This is a genomic window from Psychrobacter sp. PL15 (assembly GCF_035984995.1).
Taxonomy (GTDB): Bacteria; Pseudomonadota; Gammaproteobacteria; order Pseudomonadales; family Moraxellaceae; genus Psychrobacter.
Genome location: NZ_JAXCIB010000005.1, coordinates 89929 through 113039 on the forward strand (window position 1 = coordinate 89929; position 23111 = coordinate 113039).

A 23111-nucleotide genomic window follows, 5' to 3' on the forward strand; every position below is an offset into this window, starting at 1 on the left:
ACCAACAATCCGATTGTTGTAATAGCGCTCATAAATGACTCCTCCTAACCCGATTTTGTGTCACTCCTACTGCATAAAAATACCTAAGTCTGCTGCTTTCTCTCTGCATCAACCTTGATTTTTTACCCAAGTAACCCTATCTATTATTGTATAGAGAATTAAATGCTCGCCACTGCTATCGCATATCCTAATGCGCTACCAGTAAAGAAAAGCAGCGTTTAGCGTCGCTACTTTTAAACGCCTTTATTGCTATTCTTCTACTGCTGTTTTTACCATTAGCTTTTCTGTCCATCGAATTAGCTGTTAAAGATATCGTTATTTCTGTTGCGTTGTCATCTTCTTGTTCGCTGCATTATTTGATACATTTTAGTACGTGTTAATTGATTGACTATATGTGCTTATCATGTTGAGATAAAGAAAAGCTGACGTAAACCATTTTATAATAACCGTCTCGTATTAACCGTTGCTTATTAACTATTGTTACCTAATGACTGGTTAATTATTAGTAATACTGCATAGTAATCTGACTTGAACAATCCACTTGTCGCCCTGATTTACTCACTAAGCTATTAAATCCTAAAGATATGTATAACCGTAGGAATTCGTTATGTTAAGTCGTCATCTTGAAGTTTCCTTGCGTCTAGCCATGACGCTTGCGCGCCAAAAATCACATGAATACCTCACTGTTGAGCACTTATTACTGGCATTGCTGGAAAACACGCATGCTGCTAATACCTTGACTGCTTGTAATGCTAATGTCTCAAATCTGCGTACCGAGCTTGAAGCTTATATTAATAAGCACACGCCAACAGTAGATGCAGAGTTAGAGCAATCACCACAGCCAACCCAAAGTTTTGATCGTATCTTGCAACGGGCAATATTCCATGTGCAATCTATCGGCGGCGGTCGCTTGGTTGAAGGCTCAGATATCCTAGTGTCCATGTTTTCAGAACATGATACCTATGCGGTTTATCTACTGAAAAAACAAGGCATTAGCCGTCTTGAGCTAACCCAATATCTATCCCATGGGCAGGACAAAAACGAACCATCAGAGCCGCGTGCTTCTATGACTGGCGAGCGTCGCAGTGCCTCTGAAAAGACCAGTAAAGATCCATTAGTAGAATTTGCCAGTAACCTCAACCAGCGGGCAGCCGAAGGTAAGACTGATCCACTCATTGGCCGTGGTCCTGAGATTGAGCGTGCCGCACAAGTCTTGTGCCGCCGCCGCAAAAATAACCCGCTATTAGTTGGTGAACCCGGCGTTGGTAAAACTTCAATTGCTGAAGGTTTGGCATGGTTAATTATTAATAATAAAGCCCCAAAACCACTCAATGGCTGTGTGATATACAGTCTTGATATTGGTGCCCTGATTGCAGGTACGAAATATCGTGGTGACTTTGAAAAACGCATGAAGGCGTTACTTGATGCACTGAAAAATAAACCCAATGCTATCTTGTTTATCGATGAGATTCATATGATTATCGGTGCAGGCTCGTCCATGAGTAGCAACATGGACGTATCTAACCTTATCAAGCCAGCCCTTGCCAATGGTGAGTTACGCTGTGTGGGTTCAACCACATTTACAGAATATCGTCAGGTGTTTGAAAAAGATCACGCGTTATCACGTCGTTTTCAAAAAATTGATGTTAAAGAGCCAAGTGTCGAAGAAAGCATCGATATCTTACGCGGTCTTAAACCTCGCTATGAAGAGTTTCATAATGTCGAATACACTGATGAGGCATTAATTAGCGCAGTACAGTTATCATCTAAGCATATACATGAGCGTTTCTTACCTGATAAAGCTATTGATGTTATCGATGAAGCCGGTGCGTATAAACGCTTAGGTGTGATTCCTGATGCGGACGATATCAATGCTGAAGACAGCTTTATCGCTGATTTAGAGCAGGATTTTGACGAGCAAACCGCTATGGATATTGATGACACGGATATCGATAACGAAATGCAAGATGAAGCCGCCGCTGCTAAAGCCAAGGATAAGTCTAAGGCTGATAATTTACAAAAGCCCAAAAAGAAAAAGCCACCAATGAAGATTGGCGTAGCAGATATTGAAGCTATCGTCGCCAAACTAGCGCGTATTCCACCCAAGTCCATTTCAAGTGATGACAAAAGTGTTCTTGAGCACCTAGATCGCGACTTAAAACGCCTAGTCTTTGGTCAAGATCAAGCGATCGCGACCTTAGCCGATGCCATTAAGTTGTCACGTGCCGGTCTTAAAGAGCCAGAAAAACCAATTGGTTCCTTCATGTTTGCCGGTCCAACAGGGGTTGGTAAAACAGAGGTATCACGTCAGCTAGCCAGCTTATTAGGCGTTGAGCTGGTACGTTTTGATATGTCAGAGTATATGGAAGCACATACTGCCTCACGCTTGATTGGCGCGCCTCCAGGCTATGTTGGTTTTGATCAAGGTGGCTTGCTCACTGAAAAAATCAATCAGCACCCGCACTGTGTATTGTTATTTGATGAGATTGAAAAAGCGCATCCAGATGTCTTTAACTTATTATTACAAGTAATGGACCATGGCACCTTGACTGATAATAATGGTCGCGTGGCTAGTTTCAAACAAGTCGTCGTTATCATGACCACCAACGTTGGTGCTGATAGTATTAGCCGCTCTTCTATGGGCTTCACCCAACAAGATCATAGCCGTGATAACAATGAATCACTCAAACGGGTATTTAGTCCTGAATTTCGTAACCGTTTGGATGCGATTATTCAATTCAATCCGCTTGACACGTCAATCGTTATTTCAGTGGTCGACAAGTTCTTGGTCGAGCTACAAGTCCAGCTTGATGACAAGCGAGTGACCTTAGAGATTGATGATGAGGTACGTGACTATTTAGCTGAGAAGGGTTATGACCGTCTGATGGGCGCACGTCCGATGCAGCGCTTGATCCAAGACGAGATTAAAAAGCCGTTGGCAGGTATGATTTTATTTGGTGACCTAGTCAATGGTGGGGTAGTGCATCTTGCCTTGGAGCCGAAAGAGTCAGACTCTGATATCAAATCTGACAGCACCTCTAACCAGATTTCTATCGATAAAACGGCTGCTACCGCACAGGGTGGCAATAGACAAAGCGATAAAGGCTCGGCCGATAGTCGAATCATATTGACGGTCGTTGAAACCTACGAGCCGCGTCCAGACTCTGAATCATTAGCCAGCTAATTGAAGTGATCTCATCAGTTGGACGACTGGTTTTGGACTAGATAGCGGTAAAAATACAAGACGGTTGCTACGGCAGCCGTTTTTTTTCGCTAATTTTTGATTGATGATATTATGATTATTAACTTTTATAATGAAACGTGACATCCTTTTTTGCTACCATCACTATATCGAATGAGAATCTTATTAATATGATGCCCTAATAAGCATTGAACCAGCTATAAAATAACTACAAAGAGGCGATATACCCATGCAATTATTTGATGATGACCACCTAGAGAGCAAAACCGCAACCAAAACAGTTGAGCAAAAACAAGCTATTTTAAATAATGTGCGTCTGCCAGAAGACTGGAAACTGGCATTAACTGATGAGTTGACTTCTGATAATATGGACAGTCTTCGTGCTTTTTTAAAGCAGGCCTATCAGTCAAATGACAGTATTTATCCACCAGCACCCTTGATGTTCAACGCCTTTAACCTAACCCCTTTAGCACATGTTAAAGTGGTTATTTTAGGTCAAGACCCTTACCATCGTCCAGGGCAAGCAATGGGGCTATCATTTTCGGTACCCAAGACCATTCCTAAACCGCCATCACTCAATAACGTGCTAAAAGAAATGGCCGATGATATTGGTACCAGCTATTCAGCCCATGGGGATTTGACTTATTGGGCGCAACAAGGGGTATTGCTATTAAATAGCTCGCTCACCGTGAGTGAGGGCGAGCCCAACAGCCATCAAAACAAAGGTTGGGAGCAGTTTACCGATGCCGTTATTGATATTATTAATGAGCAAACAGAACATACTGTATTTATTTTGTGGGGTAGCAAGGCGCAAAAAAAAGGCAAGTATATCAACACTGACAAACACCTTATTTTAACCGCTGTACATCCTTCACCACTTGCCGCTAATCGCGGTGGATTTTTTGGTTCAAAGCCGTTTTCTAAAACCAATGATTATTTGAAGCAATACGGTCAAACTCCCATAGATTGGCAGCTGCCGCAATAAGTGCTCAACAGAGTGACTGCTAAATAAAGCAGATTTGGTATCTAAACTCAAGAGGCTGCAAAATTTTTCCACAGCCAGGCTCACTGTGTTCGTTTCAAAGTAGACAAACTATATGCAGACTATAAGTTTACAGCCATGCCAACCAGTAGGTCATCAGCTAATCACTGCTAGCACTTTTTGGTCAATTGAAGATGCCCAGTGGATGAATTTTGCGTTAGCATTGGCAAAGCAAGGAGCTGCCTGTGGTGAGGTGCCGGTAGGGGCGGTATTAGTACATGATCAGGTGATGATCGGTAATGGCTTTAATGAGCCAATCGGTCGTAATGATGCGACTGCCCATGCCGAGATAGTCGCGTTAAGAGACGCTTGTCAACGCTTAAACAACTACCGATTACCGCTACAGACCACGCTATATGTTACCTTAGAGCCATGCACTATGTGTGTGGGTGCACTTATTCATGCGCGCGTCGATAGGCTAGTGTATGCTACCAGTGAACCTCGTGCCGGTATGGTTGGTAGCCAGATGAATCTACCCGCAGAGCCGTTTTATAACCATCAAATTAGGACTTATCAAGGTTTGTGTGCAGAACACAGCAGTCAAATGCTCAAAGTCTTTTTTCGTCAGCGCCGACAACTGGCGAAAGAAAATAAAAGCAGTCCTACATAATCTATTCAGAGCATATTTATTATTCACTGATAAAGAAGATATCAACCACAACGCTAGTGATTGCATAGATTATTTGCTATAATGTTGCCCTATTTGGCCATGCAAAAATACGCTGCCCGATAAATAATTTAGTATCACTGCATAAGCACCTAAATATAGCCATTTAAATATAAGCCTCTAATATGACTGCCTTAGCGTCGCCGAATAAACCTACTGACCAATATAGCCCAGTGTTACGCTATCCGGTTATTTGTATTGATGGTCCAAGTGGTGCTGGTAAAGGCACTGCAGCTTGGCGTTTGGCACAGACCTTAGGCTATCAATTATTAGACTCAGGGGCACTGTATCGTATTGTGGGACTAAAGGCGTTTGCAGCAGGATTGCTTGGTGATGATGCTAAATCGCCAATCGATGCTGCAGCGCTGTTAGAGTTGACGCAAAGTTTGCAGATTGCCTTTAAGCCTAATGAAGAATCAGGTCGCGTTGATATTGTTGTTAATGGCGTCGCTGTAGGTGAGCAAGTACGCAATGAGACTGTTGGTGGCTATGCGTCGCAAGTAGCGGTATTTCCACAGGTACGCCAAGCTTTGCTTCAATTGCAACAAGCTATGGCCAGTCGTTCGGGACTAGTAGCAGACGGTCGTGATATGGGAACCGTGGTATTTCCCAATGCCGATGTCAAGATTTTTTTGACCGCTAGTGCCAGTGCGCGCGCTGAGCGCCGTGCGACTCAGCTTATTAATACGGGACAAACAGCAGATTTTGAAGCGATTCTGACGACGATCAAAGCACGTGATTATCGCGACGAAAATCGTGCTGCAGCGCCGTCTAAGCCAGCAGAGGATGCGTTATTAATAGACAGCTCAAGCCTTGATGCTGATGCGGTTTATCAGCAGATAAAGACCCATTGCCAAGCACAGGGTATTTGCTTCTAATATGTTTTTTCAAGTGTTAAAATACGCTGGTAATTATTATGAATCAGCAAAGCGCAAGAGGACTTACTAAAAAGATAATCGACAAAAAATTTCCTATAACCCTCAGTTTTAGTATAAAATTGCAGTAATTAGAATAAGATAGCAAGGCTATGGGAATTGTTAGTAAACAATCGATATAACGATAGTTTTGTAAAATAAAGACAGTTGTTGCTAATGAGCTTTATCAATCATGCGCTTATTAACAACAAATGTTTTTTTATATGAAGATATAAGATATAAAACCAGTATCTCGTTTTACATCTTCATAAATTTGATCCGTACTGTGCTGGACAGGCTACGGCTATACAAAGGTAGACATAATGGAATCATTTGCTGAACTATTTGAAGCGAGTATTGAAAATCAGGGTCTGGACATCGAGCGTGGCTCGGTTATTACAGGTACTGTTGTGGCCATCGACAGCGATTGGATCACAGTAGACACTGGTTTGAAATCTGAAGGCATCGTTGCTCGTGAAGAGTTCTTAAGCGAAGAAGGCGAGCTTGAAGTAGAAGTTGGCGATAGCGTTGATGTCGTGGTTGAAGCGGTTGATAACGGTATGGGTAACACCTTACTGTCACGCGAAAAAGCCAAACGCGTCGAAACGTGGAATATCCTTGAAAAAATCTATGACAACAATGAGATTGTAAAAGGTATTATTTCTAGCAAAGTAAAAGGTGGCTTCACGGTAGATATTGGTACCGTACGCGCATTCCTACCAGGTTCATTGGTAGACGTTCGTCCTATCCGCGATACGACGCACCTAGAAGGCAAAGAGTTAGAATTCAAAGTTATCAAGCTTGATCAAAAACGTAACAACGTTGTGGTCAGCCGTCGCGCAGTTATGGAAGCTGAAAACTCAGCTGAGCGCGAAGAGCTATTGAATAAGCTTGAAGAAGGTATCGAGATCGAAGGTATCGTTAAGAACCTAACTGATTACGGCGCATTCGTTGATCTTGGTGGTATTGATGGTCTATTGCACATCACTGACATGGCATGGCGCCGTATCAAGCATCCATCTGAAGTCGTTGAAGTGGGTCAAGACCTAAAAGTCAAAGTATTGAAATTTGACCGTGAACGCAACCGCGTTAGTCTAGGTCTAAAACAACTTGGTACTGATCCTTGGGATAACGTTGGCGCCACTTACCCAGTGGGTAGTGTGGTTAAAGCTCGCGTAACCAACTTGACTGATTACGGTTGCTTCGCTGAAATCTCTGAAGGTATTGAAGGTCTAGTTCACGTATCTGAAATGGATCACACCAACAAAAACATTCATCCATCGAAAGTTGTTCAAGTGGGTGATGATGTTGAAGTGATGATTCTTGATATCGATGAAGAACGTCGTCGCATTAGCTTAGGTATCAAACAGACTCTAGCCAATCCATGGGATGAGTTTGATAAAAAACATGAGCGCGGTGATAAAATCACTGGTACGATCAAATCAATCACTGACTTTGGTATCTTTATCGGTCTAGACGGCGGCATTGATGGTTTAGTTCACTTATCAGACATTTCTTGGAATGAAACTGGTGAAGATGCTATCCGTAACTACAACAAAGGCGACACTGTAGAAGCTATGGTATTGTCTGTAGATTCAGAAGCCAATCGCATTAGTTTAGGCGTTAAGCAACTCACTTCAGATCCATTCAACGAATACCTAGTCAATAATGACCGTGGTGCCATCGTTAATGGTAAAGTAAAAGAAGTTGACGCTAAAGGTGCAACGATTGTGCTTGCTGAAGAAGTTGAAGCTTACTTACGTGCCTCTGAAATCCAGCGTGACCGTGTCGAAGATGCTACTAAGCATCTGACTGTTGGTGATGATGTAGAAGCTAAAATCATCAGCGTTGATCGCAAAACTCGTAACATCAGCTTGTCAATCAAATCAAAAGACGAAGCTGAAGAACGCCAAGCGATTAAAGAACTGGGTAGTAACAGCACTAGTGCTGCTGCTCCGCAAGCATCGTCATCTGATGCACAGCCAAAAACAATTGGTGATTTGATCAAAGAGCAAATGCAGTAAGTTGTGTATGTTGACTAACTAGCTGTTTTCAATAAATAGTAATATAATAAAAAAGCGACCTCGGTCGCTTTTTTTGTGATTAATTTTTGTTGTTTCCCTAGATAAAAATAACAACATACACATATAGTCAATGAAAAGTAATATCGACACATAACCTACTGCTGGCATCAGCTTTTCTTGCTTGCTGTGCCTATGCAGACAGAGGCTGCAAAAAGCTTATACCAGCAGTACCGTCGCGTTTTTAAGGTATTTTAACTATATAGATTTTTTATTAGAATATTTGAACTTTTATTCTCAGCCATAATAATATCCACTATCATTTGCAACGTTGAGTAACAAAATATAAACTAGTACTTAAGTATCGCTACGAGAGTAGATTTACTATAGTATCTAGCCGTATCATTACCACCAATTAATAAGGCAAGCGTAATAATGGAGCAAACGATCAATAAGTCTGAATTTATTAATAATTTGAGTGCTAACTGTGACACTATGACCGATATGGTCGTTGATGATGCCGTACGCGAAATATTAACCTTAATGGTGGATACTCTAGCCAATGATGGCCGAGTTGAAGTTCGCGGATTTGGCAGCTTTTGTTTGCACCATCGGCGTGCACGCATGGGACGCAATCCTAAAACAGGCGAAAGTGTACCTGTGCCTGCTAAGGCTATTCCGCATTTTAAGCCGGGTAAAGCATTACGCGAAGCTGTAAATGACAAAGTGTCGGGATAATTAATAAAGTGCTCGTAATAAAGGTACCTGTAATAAAAGTAACTGTGATAAAAGTAACCGTGATAAAAGTAACCGTGATAAAAGTACGTATAAATATTGGTGCATAAAGAGCAGCTTGGCATCTAACAGCTGGATTGCTAATAGATTTTTATTTATCTGGGTTGTTTTTACTGAACTGACCATCAGACCGTTTTTTACGATTACGATTGGTTTTGTACTATCATTAACACTATTACCCTTTATCCATAATTGGTCACGTCTATTCATAACTGAGACAACTGCATGATGCGCTTTTTACTGTTTGTGTTACTATTTTTAAGCTTTGCTTATGCGCTTGGTTTGGTATTAGCGAACAACACCGAAGTAGGAGTGAATTTGCTGTTCTCGCAATCACCTACTATGAATTTAGGGCTGCTCCTGATACTTTGCCTCATATTAGGTATCGTAATTGGACTATTATTGGCTCTATTAATATTCCGAGTATTACAAAATAAGTGGGAAATATCGCGCTTAACCAAGCTAACTACTAGCTTGCAAGAGCAGTTGGCACAGGCTAATGTGGTCATTGACCGACAAGCAAGCGCGCCTACTGTAGAAGAGGCGGTCTACGGTGCAACTGCAACTAATGTCCAAGATAGTACAGGTGACCCCCATCTTAATGACAGCGCTCATGCGTCATTAACCAAGCGTAAGCGTGATTAACCAAGCGTAAGCGTGATTAATTCTATAGCGCTAACAACGATGATACTTAACGCATATATTTTCGACCGTCTTACCATAATATTTTATATAAAATGGCTTACACATGAATAATAACGTAATAACTTCCCCTGTTATTGTTGCGCTAGATAACCTCACAATGGCCGCTGCTCTAACATTAGCCGATCATTTAGATCCTAGCTTGTGCCGTCTAAAAGTAGGCAAAGAACTCTTTACTCGCTGTGGCCCTGCGATCGTCGAAGCGTTACATCAGCGAAAATTTGAGGTGTTTCTAGATCTAAAGTTTCATGATATTCCTAACACTACTGCACAAGCCGTATTGGCTGCTGCAGAGCTTGGTGTGTGGATGGTCAATGTGCATGCCAGTACCGGCAGTGCTGCTATGTCACTGGCCAAACAGCGGCTGTTAGATGGTCATTATGAAACTCTATTAATAGCGGTGACTGTACTGACCTCTATGGGTAATGATGTGCTGCCTCAAATTGGCGTTACTGATGATTTAGAAGGTCAAGTCAGCCGATTGGCGCAACTGACCAAACAAGCAGGTCTAGATGGTGTGGTATGTTCAGCACAAGAAGCAAAAGTAATCAAAGCGCTTTGTGGCGCTGACTTTAAACTGATAACGCCAGGTATTCGTTTACCAGAAGATAGTGTAGATGACCAAAAGCGGATCTGTACACCCAAGCAAGCATTAAGCGATGGGGCAGACTATCTGGTCATTGGCCGTTCAATTACTCAAGCTGTAGACCCCGCCGCTAAATTACAAAAGATCCTGCAAAGCATTCAAAAATAGCAGTATTTTATATAAGTGCTACACTAGATGTTCTAATTAATTTGCATTTTTATTAATATTGGACAATATGAAATTACAGATTTTAAGTGACTTACACATTGACAGCTATGCCAGACAATCACATCCGATAGGGCATATTCCAAAGACTGATGCAGACTTGGTCTTGGTCGCTGGCGATACCGCTAATAGTGATAGTGGTATGCCGTGGCTGCAACAGCAAGCTGCCCATCTAAAAGTGCCTATTATTACTATTTCTGGTAATCATGAATACTTTGGTGAGGATGTCCTGCACTTCGACCACAAGCTGGCGACTTGGGATAACTATAGTGTCTCGTCCGGTCAAGGTGTTCGGGTACTACAGTGTCAACATATCGATATCGGCGAGGTACGCATCTTAGGGTGTACGCTGTGGACTGACTATCAATACCAAGCCAATGAAGACACCATGGTGGTTGCTAGGCGATTTATGCGCGACTATAAGCAGATCTATGCTGGTAGCGAGCTGTTTTCCCCTGAACTATCAATACAACTGCATACCGAGCAACGGCAATGGTTGAAGCAAGCGTTGATAACGGCCAAACAGCTGGGCAAAAAAACAGTCGTTATGAGCCATCATAGCATCAGCCCGTTATCGGTCTCTGAAAAGTATGACACTCTGCCAAGTAACGCCGCCTTTGTCAGTGATTTTACTGCGTGGATGCATGAGTCATGGGCACCTACGTTATGGATACATGGACATACCCACGAGGCGTTTGATTACCGTATTCATAATACTCGAGTAATCGTCAATCCACGCGCTTATCCGAATGAAGTAAGCAGTACAGCATTAGAGTTTGCCTGGGACAAGGTGGTTGATATTGGGTGATTATATTAATCACACAGTAGTCCAACATTGCCAGATTCCTTAGGCCTATTTATTACAATACTTGTGATCGTAATATTTACAATGAACGGCTTCGGTGTCTCAACTTATTGAAAACAATATGAGGACGCCCAAGCAAGGATGTATGCTAAAAGTATGGCTTAATAAATTAAAATTATCACATATAGTTCAATGGGTTGTTTTATTGCTACGAAACTTGTATTTTTTTCACTCTAGACAAAAAATCTGCTACGCTATCACCTATGAGTAAATTCACCGATTCCCCCCAGCCTGAAATAGCGAATGATAAGCTTGCGACTCCTAGTTCAAGCATGCCGGCACCTGCACATCTGCCTGACAGCATGATGTCCTCAGTCAGCTTGTTGCCTCATGATAAGCGTCTGATATTGTTTACTAGGCACTCTTTACGTGAGCGTTCTGACGGTAATGGCTTTGCCAGTTATCAGTTGCCATTAACCCCCAAAGGTCGCGTGTTAGCGAAATCTTGGGGACGTTGGTTGGCAGGCCATTTACCATATTCGCTTGATGTTGATAGTATCTCAAGCCCGATTGGGCGTTGTATTGATACGGCACAGCTAATGCAAGAGGGTGCGGGGCTGCGGCGCAATATTACCCATCAATCATTATTGGTTGAACCGGGTAGCCTAGTTACTGAGCCTGAGATTGCCAATGCGATATTCAAAGAGATTGGTGTGCTTAACTTTATCAATCGATTTTTACAGGGCAACCTTGAAGGCACTAAAAATGCTTATCAAGGTGGGCTAGATATTTTGTCACTGTTCTATCAGCACCAACCACAGCAAGGCCATTTAATGTTGGCGGTGAGTCATGATACTTTATTATCGGCGTTTTTAGCAGTGATGCTAGATGTACTTGAAATTGACTGGAATGATTGGCCAAAAATGATGGAAGGGGTGTTTTTATGGTTTGATGACCAGCCCTTCGATCAGGCCAACGCTTATTTTGTCTGGCGTGGTGAAATTTATATTCGCCCAGTTACCGCCCTGTTAGAAGGTTGCCGTGCTAGTGGGTTTCATCCTAGTAAATTACTGCTACCGCCAGATGTGACGTGGACCTAAATTTATGGGGTAGCACAGACCTGGTTTGCTTACCGATCCTTATCCAAGCCTATTAAGCTCCTATCCTGCTGTTCGGCCTTTACCATAAGAAAACTGAGAGTTATTGCCTAAGTTGCGACCGTGTTCACATAAATGCATTCCTTGTGGCAGCTGGTTGGCTTCCCATTCCTGTAAGGCTTTAGGAATATCATGCTCATGGTCGACCAGTGCCTCTGTCAGCGCGATAGCATTTGCCGCCGCTTTTGCTGTTCCCGCGGCTGTATGAGGTCGAGGAATAAAAGCGGCGTCTCCCATTAGCGCAATTCTATCGAATGCCATTTGCGGCACAGCCAAGTCCAATATTGACTGGACAAAAGGCTCTTTAGTCGCGGCTATTAGCGCTTTAAAGGGAGTAGCGAGCACAAGATCTGCGTAGCTGCGCATTGCTTGCTCAACATTAGCGGACATCCTCCCTGGCGGAACGGAGTTGGCTCTTTGTCTACCATCTTTGTCAGTGAGTACATGAGGTAACTCTGTTTCCTCATCGTAATTAACGTACCAAACCCAGTTAAACCGACGTCTTCCAGGGACCAGTGACTCGTTTTCACCAGGGATAACATAGGCCAAAATATGTGAGTTTGGGAAGTCGTAAAACACGAACCGCTCAGTAAATATCGTGGCCGCTGCTGGCGCCAAGTCCACTTCGTCAATTAAGCCTCGATAAGCCACATAACCAGTATACTGAGGCACATAAGTAGGTAAAAGCTGCTGCCGCACCGTCGAAGTTGGCCCGTCAGCGCCAATCAATAAATCCCCAGTTTCACAAGAACCATCGTTAAAAATAGCCGTGACCTTGGCGCCTTCTGACTGTACCTGCTCTAAAACCTTACCTTGGTGATAATGTTCGTCTGGAAAGTGTCTTCGCATTGAGCGATAAAGAATATTCCAAGAGGTGAGTGTCTGACGCATGGCCATTTTTTCGATACGGCCATCTTTTTGTAAGTAGTAGCGTTCAGTGGCATCAACGCCTAGCTTATCGGTCGCAATTCCCGCTTTTTTGAGAGCGGTAACCACATCAGCTTGCAAAACAACACCACCGCCTCGACTGTCTAAATCATGAGCCGAGCGCTCATAAATATCTACCTGCCAGCCTATAGAACGTAATAGGGTCCCTGAGAATAAGCCGGCTAACGAACCACCGATCACAATGGCACGCTTATCTATTGATTTCACTGAGTCTCTCCTAAGTATCTATATGCGAACAAGCTTAGCATAAATAAACGCCACACAAATTAGTGTGATTGTTATAGCCATAAAAACACATTCCTTTCGCTTACCATCAAGACCACTTACTTTGTAGAGTTGCACAGGCACACTAAGCCACTGGCTAAAGTAAAATCATTTGAGTTAGCTAGAAGGTTGTCTTTTCAGATCATTTTACATTTTGACCTGCTGCCATCTATCTATAGTTAAAATACCTTAAAAACGCGACGGTACTGCTGGTATAAGTTTTTTGCAGCCTCTGTCTGCGTAGGTACAGCAAGCAAGAAAAACGTATGCCAGCAGTAGGTTATGTATCGATATTACTTTTCATTGACTATAGCGCCAATTTCTGTAGACCCCTATTTTCATACATATATATTTTCGTACATACATAATTTTTAAAGACACATAAAAAAACCTTGCCACTAGGGCAAGGTTTTAGTTATCGCGTTATTCGAATTAATATCACAAGACGCAGTATTAATAGGTAAGTCGCGATACGATCTAAACAGAGTAAATCTTAAGCTTGTAGGCCTTTGATTGTCTTGTTCAGGCGGCTCTTACGACGAGCCGCTTTATTCTTATGAATAATACCTTTGTCAGCCATGCGATCAATAACTGGTACCGCTCTTTTGTAAGCTTCGGTAGCCGCGTCATAATCTTTAGCTGCGATTGCCGCATCAATACGCTTTAAATATGTACGAACCATTGAACGTTGTGATGCAGAATTCTGACGACGTTTGGTATTTTGACGGGCGCGTTTACGAGCTTGTGCAGTGTTAGCCACGCGTATCTCCTTGATAAAAGACAGATAAAAATATGAATGTTGATTGTAATAATATGTTTAACAATCATATTTGATGAGTAGCCGTCTCGTCAAATATAATATCGATGCCAAATATAAGTAAGTCATCGCATACGCTGAGGCTATTTGGAATAATTAAACAGCCTCGACGTGTAAAGGCGGTTATCTTAACAAATTATTGTGCCTAGAACAATATATTTGACGGTTAAAGCGCAAAGAAGTTGTGTTAATCTGTACTTTTTGACTGGTTCGTTCATTAGCAACCAATAACCTGACAAAATCTCTTACAATAAATGTGGGCAATTGCGTGATTTATAACGTAACTTATAGCTTTATCTATAACCATAACCTTTCCAAACCCGTCTTGTTGATATCGTCAGTTCAAAATGAAAGAGTGTTGTCCATAGTAACGTGCGGCTGGTATGATTTTTTTGCTTGCTGTTCGTAAGTATGACAGAAGCTACAAAAAATCCGTACCAGTAGTAGTATGTCCTTTTTAAATTGGATCGACTATAGTGCTGCTAAGGTAGTACGAATGCTCATCACGCCCTGATGACTGTCAATGAACCGACAATGTATTAACCAGTGCGACTTTATAGAGATATCGTTTTATAAATATAAAAGATGGATAAATTATGCAGCGAAAAGCAATTGTAATAGGCGCAACAGGATTAGTAGGGCAGCATCTTGTCAATCAGCTCAGCGAAATTTATGACACCTTAATTGTGATTGCGAGGCGTCCACCGCGTTATATTAATGCCTGCATGCGCTTTTATCAGATCAATGATTTTGATAACCTAGCTGAAGTGTTTGCAAGTGTTGGCGCAGATCAGACGACCGATGCTTTCACTTGTCTTGGTACCACCAAAAAGCAGGCTGGTAGCGATGAAGCGTTCCGAAAAGTGGATCATGATCATAATGTCACTTTCGCTAAGTTATGCCGAGATAAAAAGATTGAAAACTTTTTTTTGTTATCATCAATGAATGCTGATAGCGACAGCCGATTTTTATATAATCGTGTAAAAGCAGAGACTGAGCAGTCTATTATAGCGCTAGGTTTCACCAGGCTGGTTATTTTCCGCCCTTCTTTACTGTTAGGTAAGCACAAGGGTCGCCCACTTGAAAGTATCAGCCAAAAGGCTTTTAAGCTAATTTCGCCTTTAATTTCAGAATCGCTACCACTGCATCCTATTTCTGCCAAACGGGTAGCAAGTTTCATTGCTATGACCGCGCATGATATCTATGAGCGCCGTAAGTATCGTACTGAAACGGCACCTACTAACACTGATATTATTGAAAATAAGCAGATGCTGGCAATGACCCGGGTAAAACGTTAGGCTGGTCAATGGCATAAATCGCAGCACAAGGCTTGAAACAATGATTAGCCTGAAGAAAAAATATTCAGATCAAATAAAAAAGTGACTATTCAAAAGTACAATACCTAATAATTAATACCTACTAATCAACACTTAATAATCAACAAGGAGCGTGACTATGTCGGAGTCGACAGCAATGGATAAAGAAAATTTTGTAACCTGTGATTTATTGGATGCCAATCCTGAGTCGCAAGTATGCTTGCCGAATATAGAAAGCAAATCATTTTATAGCTTCGGTGCCAAAGATAAGTTTTGTGGCGAGATTGTGACTGTAAAATGTTTTGAGGATAACAGCCGTGTTAAAGAGCTACTAAATAGTAATGGCAAAGACAAAAATGGCGACGGCAAGGTATTGGTGGTTGATGGCGGCGGCTCAATGCGCTGCGCATTGCTGGGCGATATGATCGCACAAGCGGCAATCGATCACGGTTGGGCTGGGGTAGTAGTCTATGGCTGTGTCCGTGATGTCGATGACATGGCACAGATGGAGATTGGGGTCATGGCACTCGGCTGCGTCCCGCGCAAATCAACCCGCCGTGATGAAGGCCAGACTGATATTGAGATTAGCTTTGGTGATTTGACCTTAAATTCAGGTATGTTTATTTATGCCGACAACAATGGCATGATTGCTAGCGAGAAGCCTCTCATATAAGGGCTTTAGAAACTGATACATAGGTGCTTATATAATAGAAGTCGATATGTACAGTTACAATACCTTAAAAACGCGACGATACTGCTGGTATAAGCTTTTTGCAGCCTCTGTCTGCGTAAGCACAGCAAGCAAGAAAAACGTATGCCAGCAGTAGGTTATGTATCGACATTACTTTTCATTGACTATAGAAGCTTGCGGTTAAGGCTCATTGAAAACAATACCGACCAAGACTAACAATTGAGTAAAATCTTTGTTGGCCAATATGAAACGTATCGCTACAAAAAAATCCCAGCTCACTAGAGGCTGGGATTTTTACGTTTAAATAGGTTAAAACCTTTTATCGTATAGCCTGTCAGGCAATAATCTTTAAACAGACATATTAGTACTTTTCTAATTCAGACAGCATCTGCTCACGCGCCTTATAAATACGTCGTAACCCTAGCCATAAACTGACACACATCACCAGTAAAAGAATAGTGAATGGCAGGCCGGTACTAACAGAGCCTGCTTGGATGGTTCTTAGCGCTTCAGTACCACCGCCATAGAGTAAGGCAATAGCGATACAGCCTTCGGCAATTGCCCAAAATACGCGCTGCGACATAGGAGATTCAAGCTTGCCCCCGGAAGTAATCGTATCAATGACTAGTGAGCCCGAATCTGATGACGTCACAAAAAACACCATTACCAAGATAATAGCAATTAACGAAGTAATCATCGCCCATGGCAAGTTATCGAGCATCTGAAATAAGGTCAGAGAGGCGTTACTAACACCACCTGATAACTCTCCAACTTGGTTAGCATATTGACTGAGACCCGTTTGTCCAAATACAGTCATCCACACAATAGTCACTAGGGTTGGTGCTAGCATGACAGAAATGATGAATTCACGTACGGTACGGCCTTTAGAGATTCGGGCGATAAACATCCCAACGAAAGGTGACCAGCTGATCCACCACGCCCAATAAAATACAGTCCAAGTATGGAAGAAGTTACTATCAGTACGCCCTATCGGATTAGATAAGGGAATAATATAAGTGACATAATCAACGGTTGTTTCAGCTATTTTACCGATAAGACCTAGAGAATTTCCTGCAAAAAAGACAAATAATAATAGCAATCCGGCTGCCAGCATATTGACATTACTTAAAAACTTTACCCCGCCATCAATACCACGTGCCACCGAAATAGTTGCCAGCCCTGTGACTAATACGATAATAATTATCTCAAGAGTATTACCTGCAAAGTCCCAACCAAACAAGTAGTTTAGTCCACTTGCCGCTTGTTGGGCACCAAGACCGAGGGAAGTCGCTAAACCAAAGATAGTGGCCAATACGGCCAATACATCAATCACATGCCCGGGCCATCCCCAGGTTTTTTCTTTTAATAGGGGATAAAATACCGAACGCATAGTCAAGGGAAAGCGAAAATTATAGGCAAATATTGCCAACGACAAGCCTACTACTGCATAGATAGCCCATGGGTGTAGTCCCCAATGATACATGGTCGCGCCCATTGCTGCCCTAAAGGCTTCGGGACTGTCGGCTTCGATACCCAGTGGTGTACCTGCCCAACCGCTAGCATACGCTAAAGGCTCAGCGACACTCCAGAACATCAAGCCAATGCCCATTCCGGCAGCGAATAGCATCGCCAGCCAAGAGCCCCGCTTAAAGTCGGGCGTGGCATTGATACCGCCAATGCGAATATTGCCATAGGGTGAGACAATAAGCAGTAGGCAGAATACCACCATGATGTTGGCCACGCTGATAAACAGCCAATCGAAACTGTTGACTACCCAATTTTTGGTACCATTGAGCCATAAGTTAGCAATATCAGGGAGCAGCAGAGCGAATAATACAAAAGCAATAACCGCGAGAGCGGTGACAAAAAATACAGGGTTGTGGAGTTCTAAACCGAGAATATTGACATTATCCTCTCCAACCTTGTGTTTAGTGCTATAAAGCCTGCGTTGAAATTTATCAAGTAATACTTGAGGGATTTTTTTTGGCTCTTTCATAGGTAATGAATTTCCTAATGAGTGTGGCAAGTGGCTTACTTTTATGCCAAGGGGCTTACTTTTATGCATAGTCATTACATCATTTGATGCTACGCCACATATATTTTTAGCTTGCCACATAATAAGATGCACGATATAAGGCAGTCAGAAATAATTAAAGCGCTTAATGTCATGGTAGTAACCAAGGTAAAAGTTATAACCAGGATAAGGATTTTAAGCGATTATCTGAAACTGCCAAATAGGCAGAGAGAACGACTAAACCCACGACTTATTTATGATAAGTCGTGGGTTGTCAGTAATAAGACATAAATGTGATTATCAACAAAAGCACACCATGTTAACAAAATGCTTGGTATTGTCAAATGGGCACGTAAACCTGTAACAACGGCTATAAACGAAAGTTAGGGGACTAAGTAACCAACTGGGTGACAAACCGTTACGGCATAAATTTTGGTCAATGGCCAAAATGTTCGTATAATGGTATTCTGACTTCTAACCTTGATCCTGTACTGCTATGCCTATCACTGCTTTGACCGACGCGTTTGCTCCTATCAACCAACAGCTATTTCCTATCCAAAACACGCAGCGGCGCTGGCTGGCACCTGTTCATGGTGCTGTCAGCAGTCTGTGGCTGGCTAGTTTGGCCAGTGCGTCTATATGGAACGTGGCAGAGCGACTAAAGATCGTGGTGGCGCGCGATCAAAACCAGCTCAATCAAATAGAAACCGAGTTGGCATTTTGCGGTATTGATGCCTATGTGTTTCCCGATTGGGAGACTTTGACCTATGATGAGTTGTCACCGCATCAAGATATTGTCAGTGAGCGCATTAATATATTGACTGATATGCCAACATCGGGGGTACTACTGATCTCGGTACAGGCCTTAATGCATCGCGTTGCGCCACCAAGCTGGCTTATTGGTCAGCATTTTGATTTAAGCGTTGGTGACCGTTTCGATATTAATACTCAGCGTGAACTACTGACAAGGGCTGGTTACCGAGCCGTTGACAATGTATTTGAGCCAGGTGAATTCGCAGTGCGCGGTAGCATTATCGATATCTTTGCGATGGGACAGCCATTTCCGCTGCGCCTAGATTTGTTCGATGATGAAATTGAAACCATTCGCTTTTTCCATCCGCAAACTCAGCGCACATTAACGACTGATGATCTGAAAGCGATGGCCTCAGGCAATGATACCAGTATGGGCCAAGAGCCCCTGTCACTACTACATAAGCTGCCAGATATATCCAAACCTATTCAACAGTTTCAGATTTTACCCGCCAAAGAGTTTCCTTTAGAAGAAGGCAAAGAAACCTTTCGCATGAACTTTGCGGCCATGTTCCCTAATGCCAGCAGTCGTAAATTTGAGCTGCATAAGGATGTGATGGCAGGCATTGCTAGTAGTGGTCTTGAATATTATCAGCCTTTATTTTTTACTCTAAAAGAGTGGCAACAAGAAAGCAGTCTATTTGCTTATTTTCCCAGTAATGCATTATTTATTACTGATGAATTGATTAGTGAGCGACAGGTAGATTACTGGTCACAAATTCAGCGCCGCTATGAAGAGCGCCGGCATGATATCGACAAGCCGGTAGTGGCTCCTGAGCTATTATACTTATTATCCAACACCTTGAATGAACACCTCAATCACTATCCCAGAGTCATATTAAGTGCGCGTAATGAGCTGGCCACAATGACCGATGTGGCCGCTATTGACCATGACATATCAGCGCCAAACAAGCAGCAAGGTGTTGTCACGCTTAGCGCCCTCATACCACCGCAGTTATCGGTCAATCATCAAAAAGCAGAGCCGTTAGCTGAGCTGCTAGAATTTTTGTATCTACAAGCGCAAACAGCGACGCCTGTGTTAATCGTTGCCGAAACTGCTGGGCGCCGCGAGATTTTGATTGAGCTATTTAGAGGCAAAATTGAGCTACAGGCATATGATAGTTTTAAAGATTTTTTAGCAGCCGACCTTACTGGGGCAGTGAATAACAACCACGATCGACCCTCTGTTGGTTTGACTGTTGCCCCTATTGAGCGCGGGGTGTATGTTCCTGAACGCTTAGTGATTATTAGTGAGACTCAACTGTTCGGTAGACAAGTGCTACAAACGCGCCGTCGTCGGCAAAGTGGGGTGTCAGAAGAGTTCTTAGTCAAAAGTGTCACTGAGATGACCCAAGGTAGCCCAATCGTCCATATCGAGCATGGTATCGGTCGTTATAGCGGCTTGATTACCTTAGATGTGGGCGATGGTGAGCAAGAGTTTATTCATCTTAAGTATGCTGATGATGCTAGCATTTATGTGCCGGTCGCCAACCTACAGATGATCAGCCGTTATAGCGGCGGTGATCCTGCACTGGCACCTCTACACAAGATTGGTAGCGGTAAGTGGGATAAAGCCAAACAAAAAGCCTTGGAACAAATTCATGATGTCGCGGCTGAGCTGCTGAATATACAAGCACGGCGTGAAGCCAAGGTTGGTATTCATTTCAAAATAGATCACTCGCAATATGAGTTGTTTGCCAGTCAGTTTGAGTTTGAAGAGACCCCAGATCAGGCCAATGCTATCCATGCCGTAATGGAAGATATGAAACAAAATCAGCCGATGGATCGTCTCATCTGCGGTGATGTTGGTTTTGGCAAGACAGAAGTAGCGATGCGTGCGGCGTTCATTGCAGTAAGTGCTGGCTATCAGGTCGCTATATTGGTACCGACCACCTTGCTGGCAGGACAGCATGAAGATAACTTTTTAGATCGTTTTGCTGATTGGCCAGTACGTATTGAGACCTTGTCACGTTTTGGCGGTAAAAAACATCAAGAGACTGTTCTCACAGACCTAGCTGCAGGCAAAGTCGATATCGTCATTGGCACGCATAAGCTGCTACAAAAAGATGTTAAATTTGCCAATCTAGGCTTGATGATCGTCGATGAAGAACATCGCTTTGGCGTTCGCCATAAAGAACGAATCAAAGCGATTCAGACCGATGTTGATAGCATGTCGATGACGGCGACTCCGATACCGCGAACGCTCAATATGGCGTTATCAGGCATGCGTGATATGTCAATCATTGCCACCCCACCGGCGCGTCGTCTGGCCATCAAAACTTTCGTCATGCAAAAGACTGATGCCCTGATGAAAGAAGCTATTTTACGTGAGCTGCTACGCGGTGGACAGGTGTATTTGCTACATAATGATGTTGCCAGTATTGAGCGTATGGCAGAAACTATCCGCGAACTGGTGCCCGAAGCCCGGGTAGGGGTCGCGCATGGACAAATGCAAGAGCGCCAACTTGAACAAATTATGCAGCAGTATTACCATAAAAAATTCAATGTCTTAATTTGCTCAACAATTATTGAAACGGGTATTGATGTCCCTAATGCCAATACCATTATTATTGAACGTGCCGATAAATTTGGTTTAGCCCAGTTGCATCAGCTGCGTGGACGGGTGGGACGTAGTCATCATCAAGCGTATTGTTATCTGCTAGTACCTTCCATCAAGGGACTTAAAGGTGATGCCAAGCGTAGGCTACATGCGATTGAGCGTGCTAATACACTGGGGGCAGGATTTATGTTGGCCAGTGAAGATTTAGAGATTCGCGGTGCAGGTGAACTATTAGGCAAGCAGCAAAGTGGTAATATGCAAGCGATTGGTTTTAGTTTATATATGGATATGCTTGAGCGTGCGACCAAAGCCATCAAAGCGGGTAAAGAGCCTGACCTAAATACGCCATTATCACTAACCAGTGAGATCAACTTGCACAGTTCGGCACTGGTACCTGAAGAATATGTGCACGATGTGCATCAGCGCTTATTATTTTATAAGCGTATCGGTAAGGCTGATGATAAAGAGGCGTTAACCGACATCCGTACCGAAATGATTGACCGTTTTGGCATTTTACCAGATCAAACCAAGCAGCTATTTGCCGTTCATGGCTTGCGTATACAAGCTGAGCCTCTAAAGATTAACAAAGTTGATGCCAATAGTAATAGCATGACGCTAGAGTTTGCACCAGACACCCCGGTTGATGCTTTGGCGATTATTAAATTGATTCAGTCGAATGGTCAGCGTTATCGTATGAATGGCGCGTCTGGTATTCGCTATAGCGATGCCGATAAACTTGCGACTGGTCCACAACGAGTCAATGCAGTACAAGAACTGCTACGCTATTTTAGTGAACATATGGTAGTCGAAGCTTAATAGCGACCAACGACATAGGGTGAATGTTATCGCCCCAACCTAAATGCTGCTGCCGCTATTTTATCCTGTAGATACCTGATAAAATAGCGGCAGTATAAGTTTTTACGTACTTTTTATTTACTTTTATTAATACTTTATAACAAGAGAAGCCGTCATTATGTTCCAACTGCATCCTAAGCTTGCCGCCGATAGTTTTTTAGTGGGTGATTTTCCACTATCAACCTGTCGTTTGATTAATGACTGTCAGTTTCCTTGGTTAATTCTGGTACCACGCGTATCAGGTATTAAAGAGTTATATGAGTTATCCGAGACCGATCAGACCCAGTTTTTACGTGAGTCGAGCTGGTTATCAAGTCAGCTTGCCAAAACGTTTCAGGCAGATAAAATGAACGTCGCAGCTCTTGGTAACCAAGTTCCCCAGCTACATTTTCATCATATCGTGCGTTATCAAAATGATATGCAGTGGCCGAACCCTGTGTGGGGCATTCCTGCTATACCTTATAGCCAAGAAATATTGGCGCAAATGCAACAAACCTTGATGATGGCGCTACGAGGTCATCACCAGATGCCATTTGACTGGCAAATGTAGTTAGATCTACTATCTTAGCTTTTAGTCTCTGAATTAGCAGTGGCACTAGTTGTATAAATTTTTTGTGCAATCATTTCGATTATCAGACATCACTTATTTGTTATTGCTGTTATAAACAAAGCGCAATATACGATAAGTGGTGTCTTTTTGGTTGTCAGTTACATAGGTTC

Annotated in this window: 17 protein-coding genes; 14 read left to right on the forward strand and 3 right to left on the reverse strand. The window is 42.8% G+C overall.

Going from position 1 to position 23111, the window contains the following annotated elements; translation table 11 throughout:
• The first annotated feature begins 607 nt into the window (after positions 1–607).
• The 10 genes from clpA (at position 608) to RCH20_RS06055 (ending at position 12059) form a co-directional block, all read left to right on the forward strand.
• Entirely contained in the window at positions 608–3184 is a 2577-nt protein-coding gene (gene clpA, locus RCH20_RS06010; protein ID WP_209958022.1) for an ATP-dependent Clp protease ATP-binding subunit ClpA, read from the forward strand.
• Between the two features lie 247 nt (positions 3185–3431).
• A complete protein-coding gene (locus RCH20_RS06015) occupies positions 3432–4187 on the forward strand; it encodes a uracil-DNA glycosylase (RefSeq protein WP_209958020.1) in 756 nt (251 codons plus the stop codon).
• Between the two features lie 112 nt (positions 4188–4299).
• A complete protein-coding gene (gene tadA / locus RCH20_RS06020; protein ID WP_327192940.1) occupies positions 4300–4854 on the forward strand; it encodes a tRNA adenosine(34) deaminase TadA in 555 nt (184 codons plus the stop codon).
• Positions 4855–5036: 182 nt separating this feature from the next.
• Positions 5037–5789, forward strand: a complete 753-nt coding sequence (cmk, locus tag RCH20_RS06025) for a (d)CMP kinase (RefSeq protein WP_209958015.1) — start codon at positions 5037–5039, stop codon at positions 5787–5789.
• 356 nt (positions 5790–6145) lie between these two features.
• Positions 6146–7849: a 30S ribosomal protein S1 gene (gene rpsA / locus RCH20_RS06030; RefSeq protein WP_209959183.1), complete on the forward strand. Its 1704-nt coding sequence runs from the start codon at positions 6146–6148 to the stop codon at positions 7847–7849.
• Positions 7850–8281: 432 nt separating this feature from the next.
• The gene (locus tag RCH20_RS06035; RefSeq protein ID WP_209958013.1) at positions 8282–8584 is read left to right on the forward strand and encodes an integration host factor subunit beta; all 303 of its coding nucleotides are present in this window, start codon (positions 8282–8284) and stop codon (positions 8582–8584) included.
• 285 nt (positions 8585–8869) lie between these two features.
• Entirely contained in the window at positions 8870–9286 is a 417-nt protein-coding gene (locus RCH20_RS06040) for a lipopolysaccharide assembly protein LapA domain-containing protein (RefSeq protein ID WP_209959181.1), read from the forward strand.
• Positions 9287–9389: 103 nt separating this feature from the next.
• Positions 9390–10097 (forward strand): orotidine-5'-phosphate decarboxylase, encoded by a 708-nt coding sequence (gene pyrF / locus RCH20_RS06045; protein WP_327192941.1) that lies wholly within the window; start codon positions 9390–9392, stop codon positions 10095–10097.
• A gap of 67 nt (positions 10098–10164) precedes the next feature.
• A complete protein-coding gene (locus RCH20_RS06050; RefSeq protein ID WP_327192942.1) occupies positions 10165–10962 on the forward strand; it encodes a metallophosphoesterase in 798 nt (265 codons plus the stop codon).
• A gap of 329 nt (positions 10963–11291) precedes the next feature.
• Positions 11292–12059, forward strand: coding sequence for a histidine phosphatase family protein (locus tag RCH20_RS06055; RefSeq protein WP_442793108.1), 768 nt, complete (start codon positions 11292–11294; stop codon positions 12057–12059).
• Positions 12060–12119: 60 nt separating this feature from the next.
• Here RCH20_RS06055 and RCH20_RS06060 read toward each other — a convergent pair whose 3' ends face one another.
• A complete protein-coding gene (locus RCH20_RS06060) occupies positions 12120–13271 on the reverse strand; it encodes an FAD binding domain-containing protein (RefSeq protein ID WP_327192943.1) in 1152 nt (383 codons plus the stop codon).
• 550 nt (positions 13272–13821) lie between these two features.
• The gene (rpsT, locus tag RCH20_RS06065) at positions 13822–14088 is read right to left on the reverse strand and encodes a 30S ribosomal protein S20 (RefSeq protein WP_209958006.1); all 267 of its coding nucleotides are present in this window, start codon (positions 14086–14088) and stop codon (positions 13822–13824) included.
• A 653-nt stretch (positions 14089–14741) separates the two neighbouring features.
• On the opposite strand from rpsT, the gene RCH20_RS06070 reads away from it, so the two are divergent.
• On the forward strand, positions 14742–15443 hold the full coding sequence (locus tag RCH20_RS06070; RefSeq protein ID WP_327192944.1) for an NAD-dependent epimerase/dehydratase family protein: 702 nt from the start codon (positions 14742–14744) through the stop codon (positions 15441–15443).
• Positions 15444–15600: 157 nt separating this feature from the next.
• Complete coding sequence (gene rraA, locus RCH20_RS06075; RefSeq protein WP_209958000.1) at positions 15601–16134, forward strand: ribonuclease E activity regulator RraA; 534 nt, start codon at positions 15601–15603, stop codon at positions 16132–16134.
• 379 nt (positions 16135–16513) lie between these two features.
• Here the strand turns inward: rraA and RCH20_RS06080 are convergent, their stop codons facing one another.
• Positions 16514–18148, reverse strand: coding sequence for a BCCT family transporter (locus RCH20_RS06080; protein WP_209957998.1), 1635 nt, complete (start codon positions 18146–18148; stop codon positions 16514–16516).
• Positions 18149–18662: 514 nt separating this feature from the next.
• Between RCH20_RS06080 and mfd the strand changes: the two genes are divergently transcribed.
• Both mfd and RCH20_RS06090 read left to right on the forward strand, forming a co-directional pair.
• Positions 18663–22352 carry a transcription-repair coupling factor gene (gene mfd / locus RCH20_RS06085; protein WP_327192945.1) on the forward strand — a complete coding sequence of 1230 codons (3690 nt, stop codon included), beginning with the start codon at positions 18663–18665 and terminating at the stop codon, positions 22350–22352.
• Positions 22353–22509: 157 nt separating this feature from the next.
• A complete protein-coding gene (locus RCH20_RS06090; protein WP_209957994.1) occupies positions 22510–22941 on the forward strand; it encodes an HIT domain-containing protein in 432 nt (143 codons plus the stop codon).
• Positions 22942–23111: the final 170 nt, after the last annotated feature.

Bases quoted from the DNA above. Each gene is read 5' to 3' on its own strand.
- RCH20_RS06070 (WP_327192944.1), top strand. From the start codon at position 14,742: ATGCAGCGAAAAGCAATTGTAATAGGCGCAACAGGATTAGTAGGGCAG.
- RCH20_RS06015 (WP_209958020.1), top strand. From the start codon at position 3,432: ATGCAATTATTTGATGATGACCACCTAGAGAGCAAAACCGCAACCAAA.
- rraA (WP_209958000.1), top strand. From the start codon at position 15,601: ATGTCGGAGTCGACAGCAATGGATAAAGAAAATTTTGTAACCTGTGAT.
- mfd (WP_327192945.1), top strand. From the start codon at position 18,663: ATGCCTATCACTGCTTTGACCGACGCGTTTGCTCCTATCAACCAACAG.
- RCH20_RS06080 (WP_209957998.1), bottom strand. From the start codon at position 18,148: ATGAAAGAGCCAAAAAAAATCCCTCAAGTATTACTTGATAAATTTCAA.
- tadA (WP_327192940.1), top strand. From the start codon at position 4,300: ATGCAGACTATAAGTTTACAGCCATGCCAACCAGTAGGTCATCAGCTA.
- RCH20_RS06035 (WP_209958013.1), top strand. From the start codon at position 8,282: ATGGAGCAAACGATCAATAAGTCTGAATTTATTAATAATTTGAGTGCT.
- RCH20_RS06090 (WP_209957994.1), top strand. From the start codon at position 22,510: ATGTTCCAACTGCATCCTAAGCTTGCCGCCGATAGTTTTTTAGTGGGT.
- cmk (WP_209958015.1), top strand. From the start codon at position 5,037: ATGACTGCCTTAGCGTCGCCGAATAAACCTACTGACCAATATAGCCCA.
- RCH20_RS06055 (WP_442793108.1), top strand. From the start codon at position 11,292: ATGCCGGCACCTGCACATCTGCCTGACAGCATGATGTCCTCAGTCAGC.
- pyrF (WP_327192941.1), top strand. From the start codon at position 9,390: ATGAATAATAACGTAATAACTTCCCCTGTTATTGTTGCGCTAGATAAC.
- clpA (WP_209958022.1), top strand. From the start codon at position 608: ATGTTAAGTCGTCATCTTGAAGTTTCCTTGCGTCTAGCCATGACGCTT.
- RCH20_RS06040 (WP_209959181.1), top strand. From the start codon at position 8,870: ATGCGCTTTTTACTGTTTGTGTTACTATTTTTAAGCTTTGCTTATGCG.
- RCH20_RS06050 (WP_327192942.1), top strand. From the start codon at position 10,165: ATGAAATTACAGATTTTAAGTGACTTACACATTGACAGCTATGCCAGA.